This window comes from Lachnotalea sp. AF33-28, from assembly GCF_003477885.1.
GTDB lineage: Bacteria > Bacillota > Clostridia > Lachnospirales > Lachnospiraceae > AF33-28.
Genome location: NZ_QUEE01000003.1, coordinates 350708 through 374662 on the forward strand (window position 1 = coordinate 350708; position 23955 = coordinate 374662).

21 protein-coding genes are annotated in these 23955 nt (G+C 51.2%); 4 read left to right on the forward strand and 17 right to left on the reverse strand.

The features are described from left to right. The first annotated feature begins 291 nt into the window (after window positions 1–291). Window positions 292–1584: an HlyC/CorC family transporter gene (locus DWZ56_RS06180; protein ID WP_118555509.1), complete on the forward strand. Its 1293-nt coding sequence runs from the start codon at window positions 292–294 to the stop codon at window positions 1582–1584. Beyond that, window positions 1581–2234 (forward strand): HAD family hydrolase, encoded by a 654-nt coding sequence (locus DWZ56_RS06185; protein WP_118555510.1) that lies wholly within the window; start codon window positions 1581–1583, stop codon window positions 2232–2234. The genes DWZ56_RS06180 and DWZ56_RS06185 overlap by 4 nt, the downstream gene beginning before the upstream one ends. Window positions 2235–2342: 108 nt before the next feature. On the opposite strand, the gene DWZ56_RS22690 is transcribed toward DWZ56_RS06185, so the two are convergent. The 11 genes from DWZ56_RS22690 to DWZ56_RS06240 all read right to left on the reverse strand — a co-directional run bounded on the left by DWZ56_RS22690 (window position 2343) and on the right by DWZ56_RS06240 (window position 12194). Then, window positions 2343–2504, reverse strand: a complete 162-nt coding sequence (locus tag DWZ56_RS22690; RefSeq protein WP_158584468.1) for a hypothetical protein — start codon at window positions 2502–2504, stop codon at window positions 2343–2345. A gap of 19 nt (window positions 2505–2523) precedes the next feature. Further along, window positions 2524–3660, reverse strand: coding sequence for a sodium ion-translocating decarboxylase subunit beta (locus tag DWZ56_RS06190; protein WP_118555511.1), 1137 nt, complete (start codon window positions 3658–3660; stop codon window positions 2524–2526). Between the two features lie 124 nt (window positions 3661–3784). After that, the gene (locus DWZ56_RS06195; protein WP_118555512.1) at window positions 3785–5023 is read right to left on the reverse strand and encodes a hypothetical protein; all 1239 of its coding nucleotides are present in this window, start codon (window positions 5021–5023) and stop codon (window positions 3785–3787) included. Beyond that, window positions 5010–6128: a DUF58 domain-containing protein gene (locus tag DWZ56_RS06200; RefSeq protein WP_118555513.1), complete on the reverse strand. Its 1119-nt coding sequence runs from the start codon at window positions 6126–6128 to the stop codon at window positions 5010–5012. Before DWZ56_RS06200 ends, DWZ56_RS06195 begins: the two co-directional genes overlap by 14 nt. Window position 6129: 1 nt before the next feature. Next, the gene (locus DWZ56_RS06205; RefSeq protein WP_118555514.1) at window positions 6130–7083 is read right to left on the reverse strand and encodes an AAA family ATPase; all 954 of its coding nucleotides are present in this window, start codon (window positions 7081–7083) and stop codon (window positions 6130–6132) included. A 341-nt stretch (window positions 7084–7424) separates the two neighbouring features. Beyond that, the gene (locus DWZ56_RS06215; protein WP_118555516.1) at window positions 7425–8318 is read right to left on the reverse strand and encodes a phosphatidylserine decarboxylase; all 894 of its coding nucleotides are present in this window, start codon (window positions 8316–8318) and stop codon (window positions 7425–7427) included. After that, window positions 8315–8971 (reverse strand): CDP-alcohol phosphatidyltransferase family protein, encoded by a 657-nt coding sequence (locus tag DWZ56_RS06220; protein ID WP_118555517.1) that lies wholly within the window; start codon window positions 8969–8971, stop codon window positions 8315–8317. The genes DWZ56_RS06215 and DWZ56_RS06220 overlap by 4 nt, the downstream gene beginning before the upstream one ends. Window positions 8972–8990: 19 nt before the next feature. Then, window positions 8991–10052 (reverse strand): lysylphosphatidylglycerol synthase transmembrane domain-containing protein, encoded by a 1062-nt coding sequence (locus DWZ56_RS06225; RefSeq protein ID WP_118555518.1) that lies wholly within the window; start codon window positions 10050–10052, stop codon window positions 8991–8993. 33 nt (window positions 10053–10085) lie between these two features. Beyond that, window positions 10086–10826 (reverse strand): phosphatase PAP2 family protein, encoded by a 741-nt coding sequence (locus DWZ56_RS06230; RefSeq protein ID WP_118555519.1) that lies wholly within the window; start codon window positions 10824–10826, stop codon window positions 10086–10088. Between the two features lie 214 nt (window positions 10827–11040). After that, on the reverse strand, window positions 11041–11622 hold the full coding sequence (locus DWZ56_RS06235) for a chromate transporter (RefSeq protein ID WP_118555520.1): 582 nt from the start codon (window positions 11620–11622) through the stop codon (window positions 11041–11043). Then, the gene (locus tag DWZ56_RS06240) at window positions 11619–12194 is read right to left on the reverse strand and encodes a chromate transporter (RefSeq protein WP_118555521.1); all 576 of its coding nucleotides are present in this window, start codon (window positions 12192–12194) and stop codon (window positions 11619–11621) included. Before DWZ56_RS06240 ends, DWZ56_RS06235 begins: the two co-directional genes overlap by 4 nt. 119 nt (window positions 12195–12313) lie before the next feature. Between DWZ56_RS06240 and DWZ56_RS06245 the strand changes: the two genes are divergently transcribed. Then, window positions 12314–13210, forward strand: a complete 897-nt coding sequence (locus tag DWZ56_RS06245) for a LysR family transcriptional regulator (RefSeq protein WP_118555522.1) — start codon at window positions 12314–12316, stop codon at window positions 13208–13210. On the opposite strand, the gene DWZ56_RS06250 is transcribed toward DWZ56_RS06245, so the two are convergent. Together DWZ56_RS06250 and DWZ56_RS06255 are read right to left on the reverse strand one after the other, a co-directional pair. Next, entirely contained in the window at window positions 13181–14362 is a 1182-nt protein-coding gene (locus DWZ56_RS06250) for a GNAT family N-acetyltransferase (RefSeq protein ID WP_176928203.1), read from the reverse strand. The genes DWZ56_RS06245 and DWZ56_RS06250 overlap by 30 nt on opposite strands. Window positions 14363–14421: 59 nt before the next feature. Beyond that, the gene (locus DWZ56_RS06255; RefSeq protein ID WP_243095104.1) at window positions 14422–15594 is read right to left on the reverse strand and encodes a BMP family lipoprotein; all 1173 of its coding nucleotides are present in this window, start codon (window positions 15592–15594) and stop codon (window positions 14422–14424) included. Window positions 15595–15877: 283 nt separating this feature from the next. Here DWZ56_RS06255 and DWZ56_RS06260 point away from each other — a divergent pair, with 283 nt between their 5' ends. After that, a complete protein-coding gene (locus DWZ56_RS06260; RefSeq protein WP_118555523.1) occupies window positions 15878–17002 on the forward strand; it encodes a M23 family metallopeptidase in 1125 nt (374 codons plus the stop codon). 75 nt (window positions 17003–17077) lie between these two features. Here DWZ56_RS06260 and DWZ56_RS06265 read toward each other — a convergent pair whose 3' ends face one another. The 4 genes from DWZ56_RS06265 to srtB all read right to left on the reverse strand — a co-directional run bounded on the left by DWZ56_RS06265 (window position 17078) and on the right by srtB (window position 23852). Beyond that, entirely contained in the window at window positions 17078–19708 is a 2631-nt protein-coding gene (locus DWZ56_RS06265) for a sensor histidine kinase (RefSeq protein ID WP_158584469.1), read from the reverse strand. 17 nt (window positions 19709–19725) lie between these two features. After that, window positions 19726–20421, reverse strand: a complete 696-nt coding sequence (locus DWZ56_RS06270; RefSeq protein WP_118555599.1) for a response regulator transcription factor — start codon at window positions 20419–20421, stop codon at window positions 19726–19728. A gap of 309 nt (window positions 20422–20730) precedes the next feature. Next, on the reverse strand, window positions 20731–22848 hold the full coding sequence (locus tag DWZ56_RS06275) for a glutamine synthetase III family protein (RefSeq protein WP_118555525.1): 2118 nt from the start codon (window positions 22846–22848) through the stop codon (window positions 20731–20733). Between the two features lie 182 nt (window positions 22849–23030). Then, the gene (gene srtB, locus DWZ56_RS06280) at window positions 23031–23852 is read right to left on the reverse strand and encodes a class B sortase (protein ID WP_158584470.1); all 822 of its coding nucleotides are present in this window, start codon (window positions 23850–23852) and stop codon (window positions 23031–23033) included. Window positions 23853–23955 lie beyond the last annotated feature (103 nt).

Sequence of the window (23955 nt, forward strand, 5' to 3'; positions counted from 1 at the left end):
GCACAAGGAAGCGCACTGATGTGCGCGCAGGTCATCAACCTGGCGGTTGGTGACGATCTGCGCGCTTCACGGAGCGAGAGCGGGTCCCAATGAGGACCATACCCTGCCCTCTCTTACGCGGGAATTTTTCGGTAACTGTGAACAGCAACTATTAATGCATTACTATGCCCGCTTCGCTTGACTTTTGTCTGTACATGCTGTAAACTTTTTCTTAATTGCAACAGGGATTTTGCAACGTAACCCCCTGTTTCGGCAATAAACTATACTATACAAAATGGGAGTTGATTTTTTTTGGATTCGAGTGACGTCATACAGTTGCTTACTTTATTAATCCTTATCTTTCTGTCGGCTTTTTTCTCATCAGCTGAAACAGCCCTGACAACCGCCAATAAAATACGAATGAAAACGTTGGCTGACGAGGGCGACTCACGCGCCGCCACATTTTTGAAGGTCGTTGGTGACCAGGGTAAAATGTTGAGCGCAATCTTAATCGGCAACAATATTGTAAACCTTTCCGCCTCTTCTCTGGCTACAGTTTTTGCGACCAGGTTATGGGGAAGCGCAGGAGCGGGTATTGCGACCGGTGTTCTGACCCTGTTGATTCTTGTCTTTGGTGAAATTTCTCCTAAAACTATGGCTACAATATATGCTGATACCATGGCTCTGGGCTATGCCGGTATCATACATGGTCTCATGGTGGTGCTGACCCCTGTGATCGTGATCGTTAATAAACTGTCTCTCGGCTTTCTGCGCCTTATGCGCGTGGATCCTAATAAAAAGTCCAGCGCGATCACGGAAAGCGAGCTGCGTGTTATCGTGGATGTGAGCCATCAGGAGGGCGTCATTGAGAGTGAAGAGCGCAAAATGATCAATAACGTGGTGGATTTCGGCGATTCTCTCGCAAAGGATGTGATGATACCGCGCATCGATATGACTTTTATAGACGTAAACGCCTCCTATGATGAGGTGATCGCTACCATCCGTGAAAACATGTACACCAGGATGCCCGTATATGAGGAATCTACGGACAACGTGATCGGTCTGATCAACATTAAGGATCTGCTGCTCTATGACAAAACCGGACCGTTTTGCGTAAAAGATTTCCTGCGGGAAGCCTACTATACCTATGAGCATAAAAAAACATCCGAACTCTTCGTGGATATGAGAACCAGTTCCATCAATCTGGCTATCGTGCTGGATGAATACGGCGCCACCGCCGGGATGGTCACTCTGGAAGACCTCTTAGAAGAAATCGTCGGCGAGATCCGCGACGAATATGACGAGGAGGAGGCCAAAAGCATCCAGAAACTGGGGGATCGGGAATACCTGGTGGAAGGCTCCATGAAGCTGGACGATTTAAACGATATGCTGGAAACCGATCTGGAATCAGAGGATTACGATTCACTGGGCGGCTATATCATCGGCCTGCTGGACCGTCTGCCGGAGGTAGGGGAAACCGTCACCTCCGACGGATTTATCTATGTGGTGGATGCTGTGGATAAGAACAGAATCAGCTGGGTTCACATGTATCTTCCCGAGAGCAAGGAAGAAGAGGCCGAAGCCGGAGAGGAGAACGAGCTATGAAAAGACTGATCATATTCGACCTGGACGGCACCGTGGGCGATACGGTTGCTTCCCTGGCCCATACGGTCAATCTGTGCCTGCGGCGCATGGGGCTGCCGGAACAGCCCGAGCAGAACTTCTGCAGCTTCGCGGGGGACGGCGCCCGCCAGATGCTGAAGCGGGCTTTAAAGGCAGGGGGCGCTTACAGTGAAGAAATACTGGACGAACTGATGAAGATGTACAGTCTGGAATTCCAGGAAGGCTGCACCTACGGTGTAAAATCCTATCCCGGACTTCCCGGGGCTCTGGATTCTCTTAAGGCTTATGGCGTAATGCTGGCTGTGTGCACCAACAAGGCCCAGCCCTATGCCGAATCCGTGCTCAATAAAATTTACGGTGAAGGATATTTTGACTATATTCTGGGCGAACAGCCCGGCCTTCCCAGAAAACCCTCTCCCGAAGGCGTATTCCGGATACTGGAAACCCTGGGCGTGGACGCGGACGAATGTGTTTACGTTGGGGATACCAATACGGATATGCAGACCGGCCATAATGCCGGAATCTTTACCGTTGGGGTGACCTGGGGATTCCGGCCCCGAAAAGAGCTGGAAGAATGTGAGGCGGACAGAATCATCGAACACCCTGAAGAGCTGCTCAAACTGGAACTCTGAATTTCAAATATTTTACCTATGAAAGAATAGAGGGGTCTGCCGCACCGACGCGGCAGACCCCCTCTCTATCTGAGACTGTCAATTTCCCGACAGCTCTCACAAAATTACTCACTCCATATCCTCTTCTTTTTTATTACCCGTCTTTCCCAGCTCTTTCATTACAAACACACAGATCATTATGATCAGGATCGTAACAAAGATTCCGCCCATTCCTCTCCACATGATCGTCAGTGCATCCATAACAGTATCCATATTTACATTCCCAAACATTTCGGCTTCCTCCCCCCTATCAGAGCATGCCTGTTACCAGGCTGACAATCAGGCCTCCTGCAATAACCGAGGCAATCTGACCCGATACATTCGCTCCGGCCGCCTGCATCAGTATAATATTCGTCGGGTCTTCCTGCATGGCTATCTTCTGGACCACGCGTGAGGACATCGGAAAGGCTGAGATCCCAGCCGCTCCTACCATCGGATTAATCTTTTTCTTTAAGAACAGGTTGATTACCTTAGCCAATAGAATGCCGCCGATCGTATCCATTACGAATGCGAACAAGCCGATTGCCATGATCATGAGCGTCTGAACCGTCACAAACCTCTCCGCCTGCATGCTGAAAGAAATAGTGATGCCCAATAACAGCGTAATCAGATTGGTCAGAACATTCTGCGCCGTATTTGACATGGTTCCAAGCACACCGCACTCACGGATCAGATTGCCGAACATCAGGAATCCCACAAGCGCTACCGACTGCGGCGCCACAAGACCAACGATCAGCGTGACTACAATCGGAAATGCGATGCGCATACGCCGGCTGACAGCGCCGGGACTGTAATCCATATGAATCCTGCGTTCTTTCTTAGTGGTTACCAGCTTAATGGCCATCGGCTGGATAATCGGAACCAGCGCCATATAGGAATAGGCCGCGACCGCAATCGGGCCGATGTAGTCGGACTTTAAAATCTGCGACACCAGAATTGAGGTAGGACCGTCCGCAGCGCCGATCATTCCGACCGTGGCCGCATCCTTTAAATCGAATCCCAGCAGGGCCGCCAGCAGGATCGCAGCAAATATTCCGAATTGAGCGCCAGCGCCAAACAAAAACATAACCGGATTGGATAAAAGCGGCCCAAAATCAATCATCGCCCCTATACCGATAAATAGCAGAATTGGCATCGCCTCCGAAGCGCTGATTCCGACGTCAAAAAGCCAGGTTATGATTCCTCTTGACTCGATCCCCCCTTGGAGCACCTGATCCAGTACACCTGTCATCGGAAGATTTACCAGAAGCGCTCCAAATCCCATGGGAAGCAGCAGCGACGGTTCATACTCTTTTCTGACCGCCAGCCAGATCAGAAGAATGCCTATCACGTACATGACAATCTGTTTCCACGTTACAGCCATAATCCCCTCAAATAAAAAATCCATGCCTGCTCTCCTTAATGCCGGTATATTTTATGCGTTTATCCCTTAAGTAAAACCGGTTTTACAATATCATACTGACACAGCAAAGTCAATGAATCCGGCATTCAGATTTCGTAAAGAATCTGCTTTAATTTTTCCCGCCCGAAGCTAACTCCTTCATGCGTTTTGTATCCTCTTTACTGCACTCTTCCCGCCCATATCTGGCCTTCTCATAGAGATCCAGCATCTCCTTAGCATCAGTTAATGCAACTTCCTCCGTCTGCTCCTTCGGCGTCAGGGACTCCTTCAGTTCCTGATCCCGCCTCTTCAGGGATAGTATTTTTTTGCGGTAAATACGGCGGACCTTCTGCGATGGCGTCCCTCCAAATCCAAGTCCGGCTTTCGTCTCCCGGCGCACCTTATCCGTGCGGTCTGTGGGCCGGATAAACTCCTTGTGGTCCCCGTCCCCGTCATCCTTGTGGTAGAAGCTCTGATACAGCCGCGCGAACAGACGGACAATCAGATAAACTAATCCTGCCGCTACCAGAAGCAGAATCAGTGTAGAAAAGATCTTCCAAAGCCAGTCCCATATAGGAGAACCCGGATTTTCCTCCACAGGAGGCATTGTCATATCCTCCACAGGACTGGTTTCCGCAAGAGGCTCCTCATTCTGTTCTGCCCCGCAGCCGCGAAAAAGGCCGAAAAACCAGCGAAGCGCCGCCAGCAGCCCTTTTCCCAGGGAACCTACCCATGGACCCGCCGGCACTATGGACAGAAGGATCATGCAGCCGGTCATCAGCAGGGTATATATACCAAGCATCGAGCGGCTTACCCGCTTCACCTGACGTTCAGGAAAATAGGCGCTGTCTCTGTTGTTCTCCACATATTCTTTCAATGCCATCAGACGCCAGTACAGGAAATACAGCACACAGGCCGTTAGCGCCATGGCAAAACACTGTCCCATCAGCGATGCATCCTTCAGTGCCCATCCACCAATATACACCAGCGCCAGAACACCCAAGTGCAGCAGCTTGGGCTGATCCGCTGTCTGCCATTCCCGTGCGAACCGGGCCGTAACCGAAAATAAAAACAAAAATACCACGCTTACTCCGGTTATGATCTGCATCGGATATGCGGGCAGTATCAAAAGCATTCCTCCGAGAGCCAGCAGATGTCCCAGCAAAAACTGCCACACCCTGGCAGATATTTTACGTATAGTATAAAATAGAAATGCGGCTAACAAAAGCACCGCGGCATTATAGGAAGTCATGCTGCTCTCATGAAAAAGCATCGTCCATATGAATCCCTGCAGCGGGTAAACCACGATGAACTGAAACAGGACTTCTACGATTCCAAGAAACAGGTTCAGAAGCCTAACGTTTTTCATACGGCACCTCCACAAAGCATACCCGTGCACCGGCTCCCTCCACCTGACGCGGCATATCGGGATGCAGCACAACCACCCAGCTGAAACGGTCATGCCCTCCCAGACTCTTCCATACAGCCTTCTGCAGCTCCGGTTTCTGGCTGCTGGAAATCAGTACCGCCAGATTGTTGTCCGACTTCCAGGACACGAGAACATCCGTAAAGTCTCCCGGTGTCTGCTCCAGGTCAATTCTGGCCAGCTGGCGGCTGCAGTGTGTGATATGGGCCGGACCGGCCCCCTGTCCCACCTGAATCGGGCGTCCGGTAACGATGTCCCTGCCATTGGTGGTGAGTGTCGTAGGGATACCCTGTTTGCTGAAGAGGACCAGAAATGACAGGGCCAGCCGTATGCTCTCTTCCAGCAGCCCATAATACTTCCATACGCTCTCCGACTCCAGATTCAGCAGGATATTGATCTCCTGCTTCACTGTATCATGGTACTGGTTCACCTTCCACTCCCCGGTACGCGCGGATGCCTTCCAATTGATCTTGTTCATCGTATCATAGGACTGGTACGGCCGTATTCCCTTAAACTCAAAGGGGTCTTCATAAAAGAAGCGGTTGGTCAGATATGCGCCCGTCATCTGCTTATACGGAACTGCTATTTTCTGCGGATCGGCCATGGCCGGAAACACATAGAGTTCTGTGACGGAATCCTGGCTCTCGGCCATCAGGCCCTCCAGAAACAGATCCGTGGATGTAATATTGAGCTGACCCAGATGATAATATCCTCTTTTTTCAGCAGCAATATCCAGGGTTCTCGTAATCCGCTGCCAGGGCATCAGCGCGAATATGTCACTGCGGTAGTATTTATCCGATTCCGATGTATTTTCCATCTTTGTAAACCGCAGGTTCCGGCTGATCTGGAACTTGATATGCACCCCCGGAAGCGGCAGCGCCTTCTGGTTAGTGACCACCTCGGTCAGAGCACAGGATTCCCCCTCCGTGACCTCATTCCTGTCAAAGTTAATATCTACCGTGAGGCCTTTGCTCCAATAGCGGGAATACAGAGCTTTCTGAATCTGATACAGCAAGAATGCGCCCAGCAGGGCAAGAAACAGAGGCACTTTACTTTTCCCACCTTTCCGTCGGCACCGGAACCTGATCCAACAGTTTTTCCATCACCCTGCGGTTCTGCGCAGTGCCAGAAACCCCTCCGTGGAGAACCAGGCGGTGTGCCAGAACAGAAACCGCCAGTTCCTTTATGTCCTCCGGAACCACATGCTCACGTCCGTTCACCAGCGCAAATGCCTGGGATGCGCGCAGAAGCGCCAGCGTCCCTCTGGGGCTGACCCCGAAAGCCACTTCCGAAGCGTTTCTGGTGGCGGCAGAAATTTTCTGTATGTATTCGATCAGCAGGGGATGTATGAAGATCTCCTGGTAGGACTGCTGCAGATCCCGCAGCGTTTCGCCTGTGCAGACCGGCTGCAGATCCGTCAGAGGATCGTTGCGAAGGAAGCGGTTCATGATCTGCTGCTCCTCCTCCGCCGTGGGAAGGCCCATGGAAAGCTGCATGAAAAAGCGGTCCAGCTGTGCTTCCGGCAGCGGAAAGGTTCCTGCCGTCTCGATGGGGTTCTGAGTGGCGATTACAAAAAACGGCTCTTCCAGCTTTCTGGTCACACCGTCCACGGTCACCTGCCGTTCCTCCATACACTCCAGCAGGCTGGACTGGGTTCTGGGCGTAGCCCTGTTGATCTCGTCCGCCAGCAATATGTTGCAGAAGACAGGTCCTTCATGGAACAGGAACTCCCCCTCCTTCTGGTTGAATATATTCAGCCCGGTGATATCCGAAGGCAGCAGATCCGGCGTGAACTGGATTCTGTTAAACTTCGCGTCTATGGACCTGGCCAGGGATTTCGCCATCTTCGTCTTCCCCGTGCCGGGCACATCCTCCAGAAGCACATGCCCGCCCGCAATCATCGCAGTCATAAGATATTTGATAATCCCCTCTTTACCCACGATGACTGCGGCAATATTTTTCTGTATATCCGCTATAACATTCTGACTTTCCTGCTGATTCATACGCTACCTCGCTTTCCTGCTGCTATAAATTTAAGATTATACGCGCAATTCCCTGCGGATGCAGTCCGCTTTGCAGACAGAATCCGGCGCTTTATAATGTCTATCGCTATTATAACACGGATTTGTAAAAATGTTAAAAAAGAATCCCGCTCGTGGGATTCTCCGCCTGCGGCGGGCCGCTTCAGCGACATCATTCCATTCCGCCGCAGTGCGTTCCTGCCCGGAGGGCTTACATAGGAGAGTTCAGAGAACTTTCCTATGTAAAAAAACCCGTCCATTACATATAATGAACGGGTGAATCTTACTCATTCCTTCACAATTCTCATCAAACCCTGCCGGTTTTAATCCTCTGCAGGACGGTTTTGCTGCGCTTTCATTGCAATTCCAATCCTCTCCCCCATCTTTACGACGGTCTCATACCCGCCGCGCGTATTATCCAGAAGATCGGCATCCAGCCGCACCCTGTCCTTCTGCAGCAGCACTACGATGGTGGAACCGCCGAATTCAAAGTGCCCCTTTTCCTGCCCCTTCTTTACTGTGGCTCTCCCCGGTGTGTTTACAATGCGGCCGACCATCATGGCGCCCACTTCCATCATCAGGACCGGTCCGAACTCTTTTGTTTTCAGCATGCAGTATTCCCTGGCATTCTCCTTATAGATCGGATAGACATCGCCTGCCGCCGGATTCACCGTATGAAGCACACCGGGCAGAAAGCGGCCGGGAGATTTTATGCCGTCCGCCACATAGCAGTAGCGGTGATAATCATCTACAGTCAGACGGAACACACATGCGTATCCGCCCCGAAACATACCGGCTAAGCGGCGCGATTTAAGCAGCTGGGGCAGTGTATATTCCGTATATTTAATCAGGAAGTGGCTCTGTTCATCCACAGGATATACGGACAGCTTGCCGTCACAGGGGCTGATGAGCACTCCCGTTTCCCTGTCGATGGGCCTCATATCCGGCCGGATCTGCCTGCAGAAAAATTCATTGTAGGAGGAGTATCTCTTCCTGACATACTGCTTCATATCTATTTGATTCTTTTTCACAAAGGGATCGATAAAAAGCGCAGATAATCTCGTATTGAGGAGTTTTCCGCCGGCTTTGGAAACCCAGGGGCGCACCATGATCTTAAGCGCCATGCGGCCCGCCGCACTCGTGTAAAGCCTCTTAAGAAAACGGTCCTGCCCGCTGTCGCTTTCTGTTTTATTTCCCTGTCTGTCTATATACTTCAAAGATGAAACCTCCATCTGAATCGGATCGGATATCTTGTAAAGAACAGCATGATGAGCAGCGCGGCCGCAACCACGATCACAAGTACCGCCAGCTGTGAATTCTTCGGTTTTTTCAGTTTAAAATTCGTGATAAATAAAATCCCGACCACCAGCAGCAGTATGTAAAGGCAGGCGACAAACGCCTTAAGCGGTATAAAGAACTGCAGCATAAAGATCAGCGGAAGGGCGATTGCCATGGAAGTGATCGGCAGACCGCGGTAAAACTTCTCCCCGTCCTCAGACACCAGCGCCCCTTTTTCCTCCATCACATTGAAAAAGGCCAGCCGGATCACGGAAGCCAGGCAGTACAGCACGATTACGGCAATGCCCAGCGGTCCCTGCACACCCAGCAGATAGCAGATCATCGCCGGAAATGCGCCGAAACAAACCATGTCACAGAGCGAATCTATTTGAATCCCGAAAGACTTCGCATCCTCGGACCGATTTTTCATCCTGCGCGCGATTTTACCGTCAAACATATCGCAGAGCCCCGAAAAAGCCAGGCAGAAAATCGCGATCTTATATCTGGCCTGAATTGCCTGTGTCATCCCGATTACGGAAGATGCCAGGCTTACGTATGTCAATATTACCGAATAATTATAAAATCCTATCATACTCAATACCCTTTTCTCTCTAAGAATTAATATATCCGTCCACAGCTGACTCTTTCCTGCGGGGAACGCGTCCAATCACCAGATGCGCCACGACTGTCATACAGGCGGAAAGCAAAAGCTGTACATAATAGGCGATCCCCCGGCTTAGCACCATTGCGGGAAGAAGCAGCGCACTGCCGAACACCGGAACGAATATCGCCAGAAACAGCTGCTCGCTGATCCCCATCCCGCCGGGCAGGGGCAGCATATCCACGGAAACGGAAATTACAGCCTGCAGCATCACCACATTATAGATACCCGCTCCGTGCAGGCCAAAGGAACGGTAAACAAAATAGGTTACAAAGAACAGCGCCGCCCTCTGTGCGAATGTGATCAGGATCACATTGACGATCACGCCGATATGCTTTTTCAGATATGCGGCGGTGGCATTATACATATCCATGGAGCTGCTTAGTTTTTCCATCCGCTCTGGCTTATCCTTCATAATATGCAGCTTCACCAGAAACTTAAGGCAGGTCAGCATAATATTTTTTGCCAGCGCGGGATGAAAGACCAGAATCAGCATCAAAATACAGCAAAATACATTCAGGCCCACGCCCAAATAAAAGACCGGCAGGATGCTTCCGAGATACTGATGCACAAATCCCTGCTGAAAGACCATCAGAAAGAGTCCAATAAATACCAGTATGGACTTATAGGTTATAGTTACAAGCATCAGTACCAGTGTGGAGACGGGAATCGGTATATCGTTCCTGCGCATATAATAAATCTGCGCAGGCTGTCCTCCACTTGCCGACGGCGTTATCCCGCTGAAAAAGAATCCCACGCAGGAATACAGAAAACAGGTACGCTTTTTTGTCTTAATATGAAGCGTTCCCATGAGATAATGTATGATGATGGATTCACCCCAGATAAAAAACACCACACACGCTATGGCAGGTACAAGCCATCGGATATCTGTTTTCATAACGGCGGAAAATACCGCACTCAGATCCTCTCCGTGAAACACACTGTATAGAGTCAAGCCAAAAACCAGCAGTAAAAACAGCAGGTTAAAAATATTTTTCTTCTTATTCCCCACAACACACCCCTTTCAACCGCATGTTTGCTCCAGTCAGGCGTCCAGCGCCCGGGACTTTCCATCATTCTCCTCATGCAGGCTGTCAAAATACGTCCGTCCAAAGACCTTCCCTGTAATCTTATCAAAAAAGCCGGCCAGTCCCCTGTACAGGGAAGTGTGAAAACCGATAAAATAGGTGAGTTCAGCAATCGCCACCGCTCCAACCACATCCACGATATAATGCTGCTTTGTCACCTGGGTGGAAACAAACACCAGAATTGCCAGCACACAGGAAAGTATGCGATAGGCCTTAGGCACATTCTTCCTCCCGCGGATGCCAATAAAACAGAACCAGCTCACCACACAGTGTATAGACGGAAACAGGTTCAACGGTTTATCGATGGCATAGATGAATCCCAACAGCTGCGTCCACAGATCGCCGCCAACTAGCTCCGGCCTCACATTGGTCGTGGGCAATACCAGATAAAACAGTCCGCAGATCAGGCGCGACATCAGATCCGCCGATACAAAACGGAGACAGTGCTCCTTCCCCTGCGCTCCGATCAACACATAGTTTATCACCCAGAACAGATAGCAGCCCAGATATACGGTTATAAATCCCGGCACCAGCGGCACCATCTCGTCAAAAGCCAGCGTGAAGTCGTAATGCTTTAAAGGGCCGGCGATCAGGCCAGTGCCCCAGTAAACAATGCAGTTCACAGTAAAACAGAATATCAGCGGCAGAACCGCATAGACAGGAATCGCGTCCGCGAGCCGCCTCCAAAATTTTTTCATTCAATGTCTCCTGATTCAGTCATTCGCCTAAGCGCATCTGAAGCGGCGCTTAAAGACACAACTACCATTATAGCAAAGAACCGTCAAAACTTACAGCGAATTTACAAAATGTAATTAATTTATAAGAAATGCAAATCTTTCTAAATCGGGATGCTGCCTATAAAAGGGGATGGAATGAAAAAAGAGCACCTGATAAATCAAGTGCCCTTTACCTCTATAACCTCGCAAGCAGCTCCGCACCTACGCTCCATACCACCTCAAATACGCCGCATAGCACCATCACCTTAATAGGGTTCATCTTCACCTTGCGCAGCAGCACCATGGCGGCTGCAAAATATGCGATGTACCGGAACTGGATGTTCGACAGCACGAAACTTGCCGTACCGCTGACAAAAAAAGCGGAGATCAGAATCGTGAGGCCAGCGTTAGCGATCATCGCCACAACCGCCGGACGCAACGACCCCAGTATACCCTGCAGAAGGCTTAGTTTGCGGTATCTCATATATATGAAAGCCAGCGTGGTCACAAAAATACAGGAAGGCAGGATACAGCCGGCGGTCGCAATCAGCGCTCCCGGCAGACCCGCGATCCGGGTTCCCACAAAGGTGGCCGCATTGACGGCGATGGGGCCGGGTGTCATCTCGGCAATTGTGACCAGATCCGTAAATTCACCCACTGTCAGCCAGTTATGAAGATCCACCACCTGGCTCTGGATCAGCGGCATGGCCGCATAACCTCCGCCGAAGCTAAACGCTCCGATCTGAAGAAAACTTAAAAACAGTTTGAGCAAAGTCATGCCTTCTCCCCCTTTCTCTTCTCAGTTACCAGCGTGCGCACCGCACCGATGCACGCAACGGCCACAATGATGAGCACTACGTTGACGTGGAAGAAGTAGCAGGCCACAAAGCTGGCCAGCATGATCAGCACGGACAGCACGCTTTTCGTCTTGACAACATTTCCGCCCATATCATATACGACCGAGGCGATCACAGCGCCCACACCGGCCTTCATGCCCGAAAGCATGGCGTTTACAAAAAAGTTGGTGCGGAATGCCTGGTAAAACAGAGATACCAGGGACAGGATCACCATGGGCGGTATGATCGCCCCCAGAGTTGCTACCAGAACGCCGGGAAGCCCGCCAAGCTTATAGCCCACCACGATGGCTCCGTTCACAGCCACCGCGCCCGGGGATGACTGGGCGATGGCGATCAGATCCAGCATCTCCTCTTCATCTATCCAGTGCAGTTGATCCACAAATTTATCCTTCATCAGGGTCACGATCACGTAACCGCCGCCGAAGGTAAAGGTGCTAAGGTACAACGTGGATAAAAACAGCTTTTTTAACACTTCACTCTTTTTCTTTTCCATCTCGTTCCTCCAGTAAAACTTTCTTTCCTATAACAGTATAGCCACGGTTGTAATATAATGCAAATAGTATTATTATATATTTTATATAATGTTTTCATTATGTATTGGAGGATGAAGAAATGACAATACGGCATCTGCGCATATTTGCTGCGGTCTATCAGAATATGAGCATCACAAAAGCAGCTGACCAGTTGCATCTGGCACAGCCCTCGGTCAGCCTGGCCATAAGCGAGCTGGAGAAATATTATGGCATACGGCTCTTTGACCGGATGTCCCGGCGCCTTCACGCCACTGAGGTCGGAAACAAATTCTACGGGTATGCGCTTCATATCGTATCCATGTTTGACGATATGGAGAAAAATGTGCGCGACTGGGATCTCTCTGCAGCCCTGCGCATCGGCTCCAGCGTAACCATCGGCAACTGCATACTCCCGCCCCTGGTGCGCAGATTCAACCGGACTTATCCGGATATACAGGTGACGGTTTCTATCAATAATTCCGCCACCCTAGAGCAGAAACTCGCGGATAACAGCATCGATTTCGCTCTGGTCGAGGGGCTTCCTTCCTCTCCGGCATTGGTGCAGATCCCTTTTATGGATGACCGGCTCTGTCTGATCTTAAGTCCGGACCACCCCCTGGCGAAGCAGGACACGGTTCGCCTGGAGGATCTGAAGAGCTGTCCGCTGCTGCTTAGGGAACAGGGCAGCGCAGGAAGGGATATACTGGAGAGCATTGCGGCCTACCACCAGATCCCGCTGTCTCCCAGCTGGGAAAGCATCAGCACACAGTCGATCATCAATGCCGCCGCCCAGGGCCTGGGGATCTCCGTACTGCCCTATCTGCTCGTAAAAAACGCCCTGCAGGAGGGCGTTATTATCGAAAAGCCTCTAAAAGACGCTTCCCTATCGCGTAAGTTTTCCATCATCTATCATCAAAACAAATATCTGACCCGGTCCGCCGTCAACTTCATCGAGCTGTGCCGGCAGTCAGCAGATCTCTCCTCTGCGGCGCAGTAACGCAGCATAGGTAATAAAGCGCGGGGATCTGTGCTCAATATCCTCACGGGACACTCCGAGAAACAGGGTGAGATCATCCATGATCTCCTCACTCCCGCTGCGCAGGCTGACATAGCCGGAGTTCATCTCCATCTCCACTACCGTCTTCTCTCCCGCCTCGCTCACAGCCTCCCCTTTTGCCGGAGAAATGTCGCCCCCATCTTTCTGCTCGGTGTCCGGCAGCAGCCAGGCCCGCATATCCAGGTTAAGCCTGTCGGCGGGATAAGCCTCCGCCTGTTCAAAGGAAGTATCCTGGGCAAACCAGGAACGCACCTCGTTTTCACCGGCACCTTCTTTCAGCGGCTCCGGACGCTTCAGAACGCCCTCATAGCAGTTCATGATCACGTTTGATTTAAGTGTCTGCAGCTGTCTCACAGTGAGCGGCCAGGGTTTGGCGCCGTGTTTATCCACTAAATAGGAGGCCGCCTCTTCCATGCTTTTTCTGCAGGGCCTGACAGAGGCGGCAGCCCTGTCCAGAAATTCCGTAAATTCCTCTTTTTTCTTTCTTCCCGCCGGCCGACCGACAAAGACCGAGGTAGGGCCGTCCGCCCCTCCGATCTTCTGCACCTTCCGATTTTTTTTCTTCACGCAGTACAGATAGTGGGGCATGTCCATGCCATAATAATGTTTTACTATGGCACCCGCAACCTCCATTCCGTTTCTTTCCGCAACCCTTTGAGATGCCGCATTGCTGTCCCGGATGATGGAATATACCTCATCTCTTCCCAGCACGCGAAACGCATATTCCTTAAGCCCCGCTGCAGCTTCCGTTGCATATCCGTTATGCCAGAACGCGCGTTTAAACAGATAGCCGATCTCCAGCACCTGCCTGCCGCCGCCATCCTGCATGGTAAGGCCCGCCTGTCCCAAAAACTCGCCGTCATCCAGCCGGTGCACCATCCACAGACCGAACCCGTATTCCTCATACCGGCCCAGCTGCCGGTTCAGCCATTCCCGGACCTCTTCGTCCGAAAATGCATGCTCATAGGCATACATCGCCTTTTCATCCTGCAGGATCTGGCAGAGGAGGCCGAAATCCTCCTGTGTCATCGTTCTGAAATACAGCCTTTCCGTGCGAAAGATCAGTTTCGGTTCTGTTTTCTTTATATCCATCTGCATTCTCTTATTCCTCTGCTCTCTATCGGTAACTGCTTCTGCCCTTTCATCTGCCTTTACTGTACAATTTCTTCTATCTTCACCATCTCCACTGGCAGGATCTCCGCACTGTCCGCATCCGTCACCAATTCGGGAAGCACGGTTTTATCCTGCAGCACCCGGCAGATCCGCTCATAATCCTCCGAAGTGAACTTCGTAAATCCGGAATTGTCCATAGTCAGTCCGATGCTGTGGTTCTTTACGTCAAAGACCTGCACGGTCCCGCCCGGAAAGGTACCCTCATAAAATGCTTTTACGGCATCGTATACCGGTATGCGCAGCTCCTTCATCGCGGATGTCAAGACCGTATCCGACAGTTCCGACTGATCCAGATCCACGCCGATCACCTTGGCATCCGCGGCTTTAGCTGCAGCCATACAGGAACTCCCCACCGCTCCCCCACAGCCAAAGATGAGCTCAGTGCCGCTCTGATACCACGACGCGGCCAGGGCCTGTGTCTCCAGAGTGGCCTCAAATGAACCTGTATAATTGTATTTAATGCTCACATTTTTTATGCCAAGCTCTTTGGCGGCATAATCCGCCCCCTGTACAAATCCGTAGCCGTAGCGGATGACTGCCGGCACCTTCATGCCGCCGATGAACCCCAGCTTCGTATAACCTTCAAATACCGCGGCATACCCGGCCAGAAAGCCCGCCTGTTCCTCCGCATAGCGTATGCAGTAGGTATTGGCGGCGACAGCGGTCCTGGTTTCACCCGACTCATCCGTCTTGACAGGCACGCCATCGATCAGAATAAACTTCACGTCGGGATATCTCTCCTGCGCCTGGCTTACGGCGTCTTCGAAAAGCGATCCCGGACAGACGATCAGCCGGGCGTTCTTATCCACCGCCGCCGCAATCGCTTGCAGATACGACGCCGTCGTCGTTTCTTTGGGCTGATAATGCCCCGCTGTCACGCCATGCTCTGCGGCATACTGTTTAAGCCCCTCCCAGGCCCCATGATTGAAAGGATTATCCTCCATGCTGCCCGCAACGGTTATAAGAGCCAGTTCCGTACCCGATGCATTTTCCTCCTCCGTGGTCCTTGCTGTTATGCTTTCTGTCGTTTCTGCCGTCTGTGTCTCTGTCCGGAAATCGGTGGATTCTGTTTCCCTGTTATTTCCTGCCATACAGGAAGACAGCGAAAAGATCATGATGGCGGCAAACAGCACACACATGATTTTTTTCATAATACTCCTCATTTTCTCATGGGAGCTGCCAGACTCCCATTAAATAACAATTCCTTTTCATAGTCAGTTGCTTATTCTTATTTTACATGATTATGGAAACAACTGCAACTAAATGTAAAAACAAAATCATTAAGGTTTTCTGTAAGCATATTGTTTTAATGCACGTGCATATCTATAAAATAAAAAGAAATCCCGCTCGCGGGATTGTCTGCGGCAGGTTGCTTTCGCAGCATAATACCATCCGGCCGCAGCACAGCGGCCCATCCGCAGAACAGGAGCATTTATGTCCGGTCGATTCCGCATTCTCTACGCCATAGCCTGTGAGGCCATCCTTTTAGGCCTTCTGGTTTTCATCATTCTCTGGCAAAATCTAAGCAATGATATACATCCTGCAGCCGCTTCCGGCAGCAGCGTATCCGGCAGCACCCTATCCGGAAGTACGGATGAATCCGCCTCCGGACCAGAGGATGAGGTCAAAAAGGATTTCATAAAATGGGTGGATTTCAACGTGGATTATGAGGCGCTGGATACGGCATACACCTGTGACGTGGACAGCCACAGTTCCGATACGCCGGTTAACTGGATCGAGCTATTGGCTTATGCCGGCGCGAAGCACGGCGGTGAGGTGGGCACGAAAGCCGCACAGGACATGGCCGTCCTGGCATCCAAAATTATGAATAAAGAAACCACCATGGAAGAGACCACAAAGGACATGAAATACTACAGCTACTATCTGGAAGCCTATTCCGCGGTGCTTGGCGGCCTAGTGGGGGAATACGAGATCGAAGTTCCGGATGAGACGGCTCCCGAAAAAAAAGTATGGGAAAGCCGGTACGGCCTGAAGGGGTTCCTCCCTGTGGCCAAGTATTTCCCCTACAGCGACTATGACGATTTCGGGGTTTCAAGGAGCTATGGCTACAAGCGCCGGCATCTGGGACACGATATGATGGGGCAGACGGGAACACCTATAGTCGCTGTCGAGTCAGGCTATGTGGAATGCATCGGATGGAATCAGTACGGCGGCTGGAGGCTTGGCATACGAAGCTTTGACGGCAGGCGCTATTATTACTATGCCCATCTGCGAAAAAATTTCCCATACAATCAGTCTCTCCAGGAAGGCAGTGTGGTGCAGGCAGGAGATGTGATCGGCTATATGGGCCGCACAGGCTACAGCGCTACAGAAAACACCAACAACATCGATGAAACCCATCTGCATTTCGGCCTGCAGCTGATCTTTGATGAATCCCAGAAGGAGGGCAACGGTGAGATCTGGGTGGACTGCTACCAGCTGGTCCGCTTTCTCTACCGCAACCGCTGCGAAACCGTCAAGGATAATGACACCAAGGAATGGCACAGGGTCTACGAAATCCGTGATCCGGCGGCAGAAGCCTACAAGGAAGCTCAATAAGTCCCGCGGCGCTAACGCTTTCGAGCGCCGCCGCGGGACTTATTTTAAATAACTACATGGGCATCCGGCATGTTCTCAGCTTTCGCTCACCGCCGGGAACGTCACCGTCACCCTGAACAGATCACCGTCCAGATAGATTTCAAAGCTGCCGTTCTGCAATTCGGTCAGGCTCTTGGCTATGGACAGACCCAGCCCGCTGCCATCGCTGGTACGGGACAGGTCACCGCGCACAAAGCGTTCAGTCAGCTCCGCCGCATCCATGGTGATGGGCGTGGCGGAAATGTTTTTAATTACAAAGGATACGCTGGCTCCGCTTCCGCCCGGCTCCACACTGATATATACCCGCGTGTGTTCCAGAGCATATTTCACCACATTGCCGTACAGATTATCCAAAATGCGCCACACACGGCGGCCGTCCGCTTTGATATACACCGGCTGGTTGGGCAGATCCGCCATCATCCTTAGATCCTTCGCGCCGAATCTCTCGGCAAATTCCCCGTTGACCTGGGTAACCAGCTGTACGAAATCCAGAGTCTCCATCTCCAGCGCCAGATTGCCTGAGCTGGCTTTGGAAACTTCCACCAGATCTTCCGTCAGCACCTTCAGGCGGTTGGATTTCTGCTCCAGCACGGACAGGTACTGGCCCACCTTCTCGTCTTCGATATTCTCCCGCTTCAGGAGATCCACATAGTTGATGATGGAGGTCAGCGGCGTCTTTATATCGTGGGATACATTGGTGATGAGTTCGGTTTTCATCCGCTCGCTCTTCATGGCCGTCTCCACCGCAGTCTGCAGCCCGTCGCTGATATGGTTGATCTGATCCGCCAGCTCTTTTTCTCCTCCGCTAAGCTTCGCAAGATCCAGCTTATAATCCACATCCCCCTTTGCAATGCGCCCGGTTCCCTCCAGGATGCGGTCACGCTGGATGGCTTTTCTCACCAGAAACGCCGCAGTGGCTAAGAGGCCCGCTGCCAGCAGGGCCAGACAGAAATATCCCAGATAGCGCCCGTTATAGCCAAAGCCGTACTGATAGACTCCTGCCACAAAAATACCGGTGAGAGCAGCCGCCCCCAGAGTCCAGATCAAAAACAGAAACAGCACCTGTGTAGAGAGCTTTGTATTTACAGATAATACTCTGCATGCCTCTTTTGCCCGTTTATACAGCCATGGCAGGATGACGGCATTCCATTTTTTTTTTCGTTTTCTGCGGATCAGGCTCAATACGGTTGTCAGGCCCAGCAGGTACCAGACGCCGGTCAGCACAAGCTGTACGGAAACCGCCAGCACATGACCAAGGGCCGAATCCGTAAAAAGGACGAGATCGTAATTTCCATAGAACATATAATTTCCGATGTAATACCGCGTGATCAGGCCCAGTATGAAGATCCCGCCCGCACAGGCTAACAGCAGCACCTCAAGGGGCCATCCGTCCAGCCAGTTGGTCTTTACTTCCCCTGCCTTCACATTCTTGCCCGCTCCCCGGATCATGTAGATGAGTGTGAGAAGGAACATAAACGCCGCTATGGGAACCAGTATGCAGAACAGCTTCACGGTTTCCCGCAGCTGTCGTATACTCCGGTCCGCATCTGCATACAGATCTTCCGCACCGAAGGAGGTGTTCACAGCGACAGTGACCGATCCCTTATTGTCCTCCAGCACATGATAGCGCTGTGCGTTCTGTACCAGCTGCTGCATCTGATATTTGCCGAGGTTCTGATCCAGCCTGTAAGAAGATCCGTCACCCGTTACGGTCACATACCTGCCGGTGCTCTGCAGCTCCTCCGCCGTATGAGCCGTGTTTTTTAGGGATAGACTACCGTTAACGATAAACTCCAGATTGCTGGGGTTATCCATAAACCGGTCATTTAACATATTATAGCGGTTCAGAAGATCGGCCGTCCTGTTCTCAAAGTAGTAGAGGCTGGCTTTTCTGGACACATTCTCTTTATTTCCTTCCGTATAGGTCAGAGGATTGTCGGGATTGCATACAAACCATACCGCTTCGACAGTCTCCCAGCTTCCTCCCTCATAACCGTATCCATACCAGTTATCGTAGGTATTTTCATAATTGCTGCTGTATTCATTCATCTCATCGCTTATGCTCTTCAGTCTGTTATACAGCTCATTTATCATCGCGGTATATTCGTTTTCCATTTCCTCGTCCGTGTAATTTGAGGCCTGCATCTCCAGTTCTTCCAGCTCTTCCAGCACGCTTTCATATTCTTCGTCCAGCATATCCATATAGTCGCTGTAATCCGAGCCACCCTGTATCACCACAGTTTCGCCTGTATCGTATGCCGAACCGTAATAGCTGCCGTAACTGCTGCCGTCACCCGCCGGATAATAATTCCCTTCCATCGTCACGCTGGCAAGGTCCTTCAGGCTGTATATCTTGGTACTGCCGTCCGTATTTTTAACCACCAGGGCCGGCTTTGACATATCCAGGTTTCCGTTCGTTTCAAAAATTTCCTTCATCCATGTGAACTCTACCACGCTCTGGGCGTCATCATAGAACCGGTATCCGAACTCCTTGGTATTCTCATAATCTTCCTTCTGGCTTAAAATCCTGCCAGGATTTCCGTATCCCTTCTCCATCACCAGCCTGCCTGCGATCACGCCGCCGATCAGCACTGCAATACAGAGCACATGTAAAACAACCGCGATCACCTTATACGGCCTGCGGTAAAATCTGTTTTTATCCTTCATAGCTGCCTCCATTTCCGCTACATCAGCTTTTCAATCTTATATCCGATCCCCCATACCACCTTCAGGTAGCGGGGCTCCTTCGCGTTGATTTCTATTTTCTCCCTGATATGGCGGATATGTACCGCTACCGTATTATCCGCCGCGACGGCTTCCTCATTCCAGATCTGTTCATAGATCTGATTGATTGAAAAAACCTTGCCCGCATTCTGTACAAGAAAAAGCAGTATATTGTACTCCAGGGGCGTCATTTTCACCGGTTCGCCGTCCACCGTAACCTCTTTCTTATCGTCGTCCACCATCAGCCCGCCGGTCTGATATACCTGTGTCTTAGGCTCCACCATGGATCCCAGCATCGTGTATCTACGCAGCTGGGATTTCACCCGGGCGGTCAGTTCCAGCGGATTAAACGGCTTTGTAATATAATCATCCGCACCGATATTTAATCCCAGTATCTTATCATTATCCTCGGACTTTGCCGACAGAATAATGATCGGTATGCTCAAAGTTTCCCGTATCTTCAGCGTGGCCCGTATCCCGTCCAGCTTAGGCATCATAATATCTATAATCAGCAGATGCACCTGCCTGCTCTTTAAGATCGCCAGCGCTTCCAGCCCGTCATAAGCCTTAAGCACATGATATCCGTCCTGCATCAGATAAATCTCAATGGCATCCACGATATCCTTGTCATCATCACATACTAATATTTCATACATCATCATCACCCCGCTTTCCGTTTATACCGCGGCAATAGCCTGCCGCCCCCCTGACGGGGATTCGCATGATTTAGAAGCAATCAGCGACGGTATGTTTTATTATAGCATAGAAGAGACTTATTTTTAACGGTTCATCCCCTGCAGCTGCACTTGCCGGTGAGCCCCGTCATTTTGTTTCATCTGAAACTAAGTATATCCGGGAGAAATTAAGAACAGGAATGTGAATTATTAAGAATTAATGAAGAATTAACCTGAAAAAACTCCCTTCCATAACTCGGAAGGGAGTGACTTTATTATTCTAACTGATACCTACACCTCGAAGATCAGATCCCCATAGGACGGGAACGGCCAGAATTCTTTGTCTACAAGCATTTCCAGTTCATCCGCAGGCGCCCTTAGCGCGTCCATTGCCGGCATAACTTCATCATGATAAGCATGCGCCATAGCCTCGCCTTCTTCCTGGGCCGCGGCCTTTGCCGTTACTTCCTTCAGTTTCTTCAGTGCGCGCTTCATCTCGGCCAGCAATGACGACACCTCAATCAGCATCTCCTTCTGCACGGATACATCCGCTTCTGCGCAGGCATCCCTTACCGCGCTTAATGAAGTCGCCAGCTCCGTGGTATAGGAAATTACCGCAGGCACGATCTGCTTGGTAGCCATATCGATCATGGTCAGCGCCTCGATATTGATGCATTTGGAATAGGTCTCATACAGCACCTCAGCTCTTGATTCCAGCTCCGCCCTGGTAAAGATGCCGAACTTTTCGAAAAGCCGTACGGCCTTCTCGGTTACGAGACTGGGCACCGCCTCCACCATGGACTTGATGTTGGGCAGGCCCCTCCGCTTGGCTTCCTTCACCCATTCCTCTGAATAGCCGTCACCGTTGAAGATGATTCTCTGATGCTTGGTCATATACTCCTTGATCAGATCATGCACGGCACGGTCGAAATCATCGGCTTTTTCCAGCGTATCCGCCGCCTCGCAGAACGCTTCCGCCACAATCGCGTTGATCGTGGTGTTGGGGCTTGCGATGGAATCTGAAGAGCCCACCATGCGGAATTCGAATTTATTGCCGGTGAAGGCAAACGGCGATGTCCGGTTGCGGTCGGTCGCATCTTTGGAAAGGACCGGCAGGGAACGGACGCCCGTATCCAGCTTGCCGCCCTCAATGCAGGTGGCGGCCTCTCCCGTCTCAATCAGCTGGCTCACCACATCCTCCAGCTGCTCGCCCAAAAACATGGATATGATCGCCGGCGGCGCCTCATTGGCTCCCAGCCTGTGATCATTGCCCACATCGGCAGCGGACTGGCGCAGCAGATCCGCATGGGTGTCCACACCCTTCATGATACAGGCCAGCACCAGCAGAAACTGTATGTTTTCATTGGGTGTCTTGCCCGGATCCAGCATATTGACGCCGTTATCCGTTATAATGGACCAGTTGTCATGCTTGCCGGAGCCGTTCACGCCTTCAAACGGCTTTTCGTGAAGAAGGCAGGTCAGACCGTGGCGGCCCGCCACCTTTTTCATAGTCTCCATGATGATCTGGTTGTGGTCCACCGCAATATTGGCCTGCTCATAAATCGGGGCCAGCTCATGCTGTGCGGGGGCAGCCTCGTTATGCTGTGTCTTTGCAGGAACCCCCAGCTTCCAAAGCTCCAGGTTCAGATCATGCATAAATGCGCCGATGCGTTCCCTGATGGTGCCGAAATAGTGATCCTCCAGCTCCTGACCCTTGGGCGGCTGAGCCCCGAACAGCGTGCGCCCCGCATAAATCAGGTCCTTTCTCTGTAGGTATTTCTCCCTGTCCACCAGAAAATACTCCTGCTCCGGTCCCACGGATGCGGTCACCTTGGTGGCCTCCGTGTTGCCGAACAGTCTCACGATTCGCAGCGCCTGTTCGCTGACTGCCTCCATGGAACGCAGCAGAGGAGTCTTTTTATCCAGCGCTTCACCAGTATAGGAACAGAACGCGGTAGGAATACAGAGGGTCACTCCCACAGCATCCTTTTTTAAAAACGCAGGAGACGTGCAGTCCCAGGCGGTATAACCCCTCGCCTCAAAAGTCGCACGCAAGCCCCCGGAAGGAAAGGAGGAGGCATCCGGTTCGCCCTTGATCAGTTCCTTTCCGGAAAATTCCATGATCATGCGTCCCATTTCATCCGGAGAGGATACGAAAGAATCATGTTTTTCCGCCGTGATGCCGGTAAGCGGCTGAAACCAGTGAGTATAATGGGTGGCGCCATGCTCCACCGCCCAGTCCTTCATGGCTTTCGCAACCACATCCGCGGTCTCGATGGACATCTCCCCGCCGGTCTCCATCATGCTTTTCACTTCAGCAAAAACCTTTTTGGGCAGCCGTTCTTTCATTTTCGACAGGTCAAATACATATTCGCCGAACATTTCGCTTACATTCATAACTTCGCTCATAAGATTATCCTCTCTCCTATTTAAATAAGAATCCCGCCTGCGGAGCATTTTTATTTAATAGGGCGCATTTTCTTAGTGAAAAAAAGGCATTCCAAGTTACCTGGAACGCCTATTTACTGTGCTCATCTACACTCTACTTTTAATAAAATACATCAGATACGCGGATTTTGCAAGCATTTTTTTCATTTTATCACTTTGCCCTGAACCACAAACCTGCCGTCGTTGACATTCGTGCAAGTAGACAATGTCACGATCTGATCGCCGGCTTCCACCGTTACGCCGGTATCTATCACGGACCATCCTTTCATCGTATCTATGTACTCCAGAAACAGTTCATCGCTGCCAAATCCATAGGTGTAGGCATCGCTCACTGCGGTAGTCGTGTAAGCCGCAAATATCTCACAGGTCATCGTTCCCGACTCGGTAAATATCTGGAAATACCTGTGTTCATCGTAAAAGCTCTGTTCCTGGTATTTCATCAGGGTGCCGAACATTTTGTCATTTTTCAGGTTGTGTCCGTAGATAATGACATTTTTGCTCTGCATGCCATAGGGGAGAGCCGCTTCCAAAAACAGTGTGCCCGCCTTGTTTTTGGTACCGTAAAAAGTATGGGTCAGATAATAGTCATTGTTATCCGCAGCCACAACGGGATAGCTGATCTCCGAGTTCATAAACAGCCAGCCGGCATAATCGCTGTTGATCGCCTTCAACTCGCTGTGATCACCGGTAAACTGAAGCCTGGGGGCTTCTTCTGCGCTGGAGGACGTTTCTGTTTCCGGCTGGCTTTCCCCGGGATCCGCAGTTGCCTGCACGGCGCTGCTGCCCGGCTGCGGTTCTTCAGTCTGAATCTCCACCAGCTTTTCCAGCCGGTCATATTCGTCGGTGCCTTTCTTGTATTCCATATATGCGCTGACCAGCTGCCAGGCAGCAAAAAGGAAAACCGCTACCGCAAGGATCAGCACGATATTGCCGATAAGTGAGCCTTTGGCTTTTTTCTTCTTCAACCGTTCCACTCCTGTTTTGCTGTACGCGACACAGCGCGCAAGCACTCATGAATTTTAACCGATACGGCAGCGGCCAACAGGATGTACTCCTGTTGGCCGCCGC

Coding starts and splice junctions, on each gene's coding strand:
- DWZ56_RS06185 (WP_118555510.1), top strand. CDS start 1,581: ATGAAAAGACTGATCATATTCGACCTGGACGGCACCGTGGGCGATACG.
- DWZ56_RS22690 (WP_158584468.1), bottom strand. CDS start 2,504: ATGTTTGGGAATGTAAATATGGATACTGTTATGGATGCACTGACGATC.
- DWZ56_RS06190 (WP_118555511.1), bottom strand. CDS start 3,660: ATGGATTTTTTATTTGAGGGGATTATGGCTGTAACGTGGAAACAGATT.
- DWZ56_RS06195 (WP_118555512.1), bottom strand. CDS start 5,023: ATGAAAAACGTTAGGCTTCTGAACCTGTTTCTTGGAATCGTAGAAGTC.
- DWZ56_RS06205 (WP_118555514.1), bottom strand. CDS start 7,083: ATGAATCAGCAGGAAAGTCAGAATGTTATAGCGGATATACAGAAAAAT.
- DWZ56_RS06220 (WP_118555517.1), bottom strand. CDS start 8,971: ATGATAGGATTTTATAATTATTCGGTAATATTGACATACGTAAGCCTG.
- DWZ56_RS06230 (WP_118555519.1), bottom strand. CDS start 10,826: ATGAAAAAATTTTGGAGGCGGCTCGCGGACGCGATTCCTGTCTATGCG.
- DWZ56_RS06235 (WP_118555520.1), bottom strand. CDS start 11,622: ATGACTTTGCTCAAACTGTTTTTAAGTTTTCTTCAGATCGGAGCGTTT.
- DWZ56_RS06240 (WP_118555521.1), bottom strand. CDS start 12,194: ATGGAAAAGAAAAAGAGTGAAGTGTTAAAAAAGCTGTTTTTATCCACG.
- DWZ56_RS06245 (WP_118555522.1), top strand. CDS start 12,314: ATGACAATACGGCATCTGCGCATATTTGCTGCGGTCTATCAGAATATG.
- DWZ56_RS06250 (WP_176928203.1), bottom strand. CDS start 14,362: ATGGATATAAAGAAAACAGAACCGAAACTGATCTTTCGCACGGAAAGG.
- DWZ56_RS06255 (WP_243095104.1), bottom strand. CDS start 15,594: ATGAAAAAAATCATGTGTGTGCTGTTTGCCGCCATCATGATCTTTTCG.
- DWZ56_RS06260 (WP_118555523.1), top strand. CDS start 15,878: ATGTCCGGTCGATTCCGCATTCTCTACGCCATAGCCTGTGAGGCCATC.
- DWZ56_RS06265 (WP_158584469.1), bottom strand. CDS start 19,708: ATGAAGGATAAAAACAGATTTTACCGCAGGCCGTATAAGGTGATCGCG.
- DWZ56_RS06270 (WP_118555599.1), bottom strand. CDS start 20,421: ATGTATGAAATATTAGTATGTGATGATGACAAGGATATCGTGGATGCC.
- DWZ56_RS06275 (WP_118555525.1), bottom strand. CDS start 22,848: ATGAGCGAAGTTATGAATGTAAGCGAAATGTTCGGCGAATATGTATTT.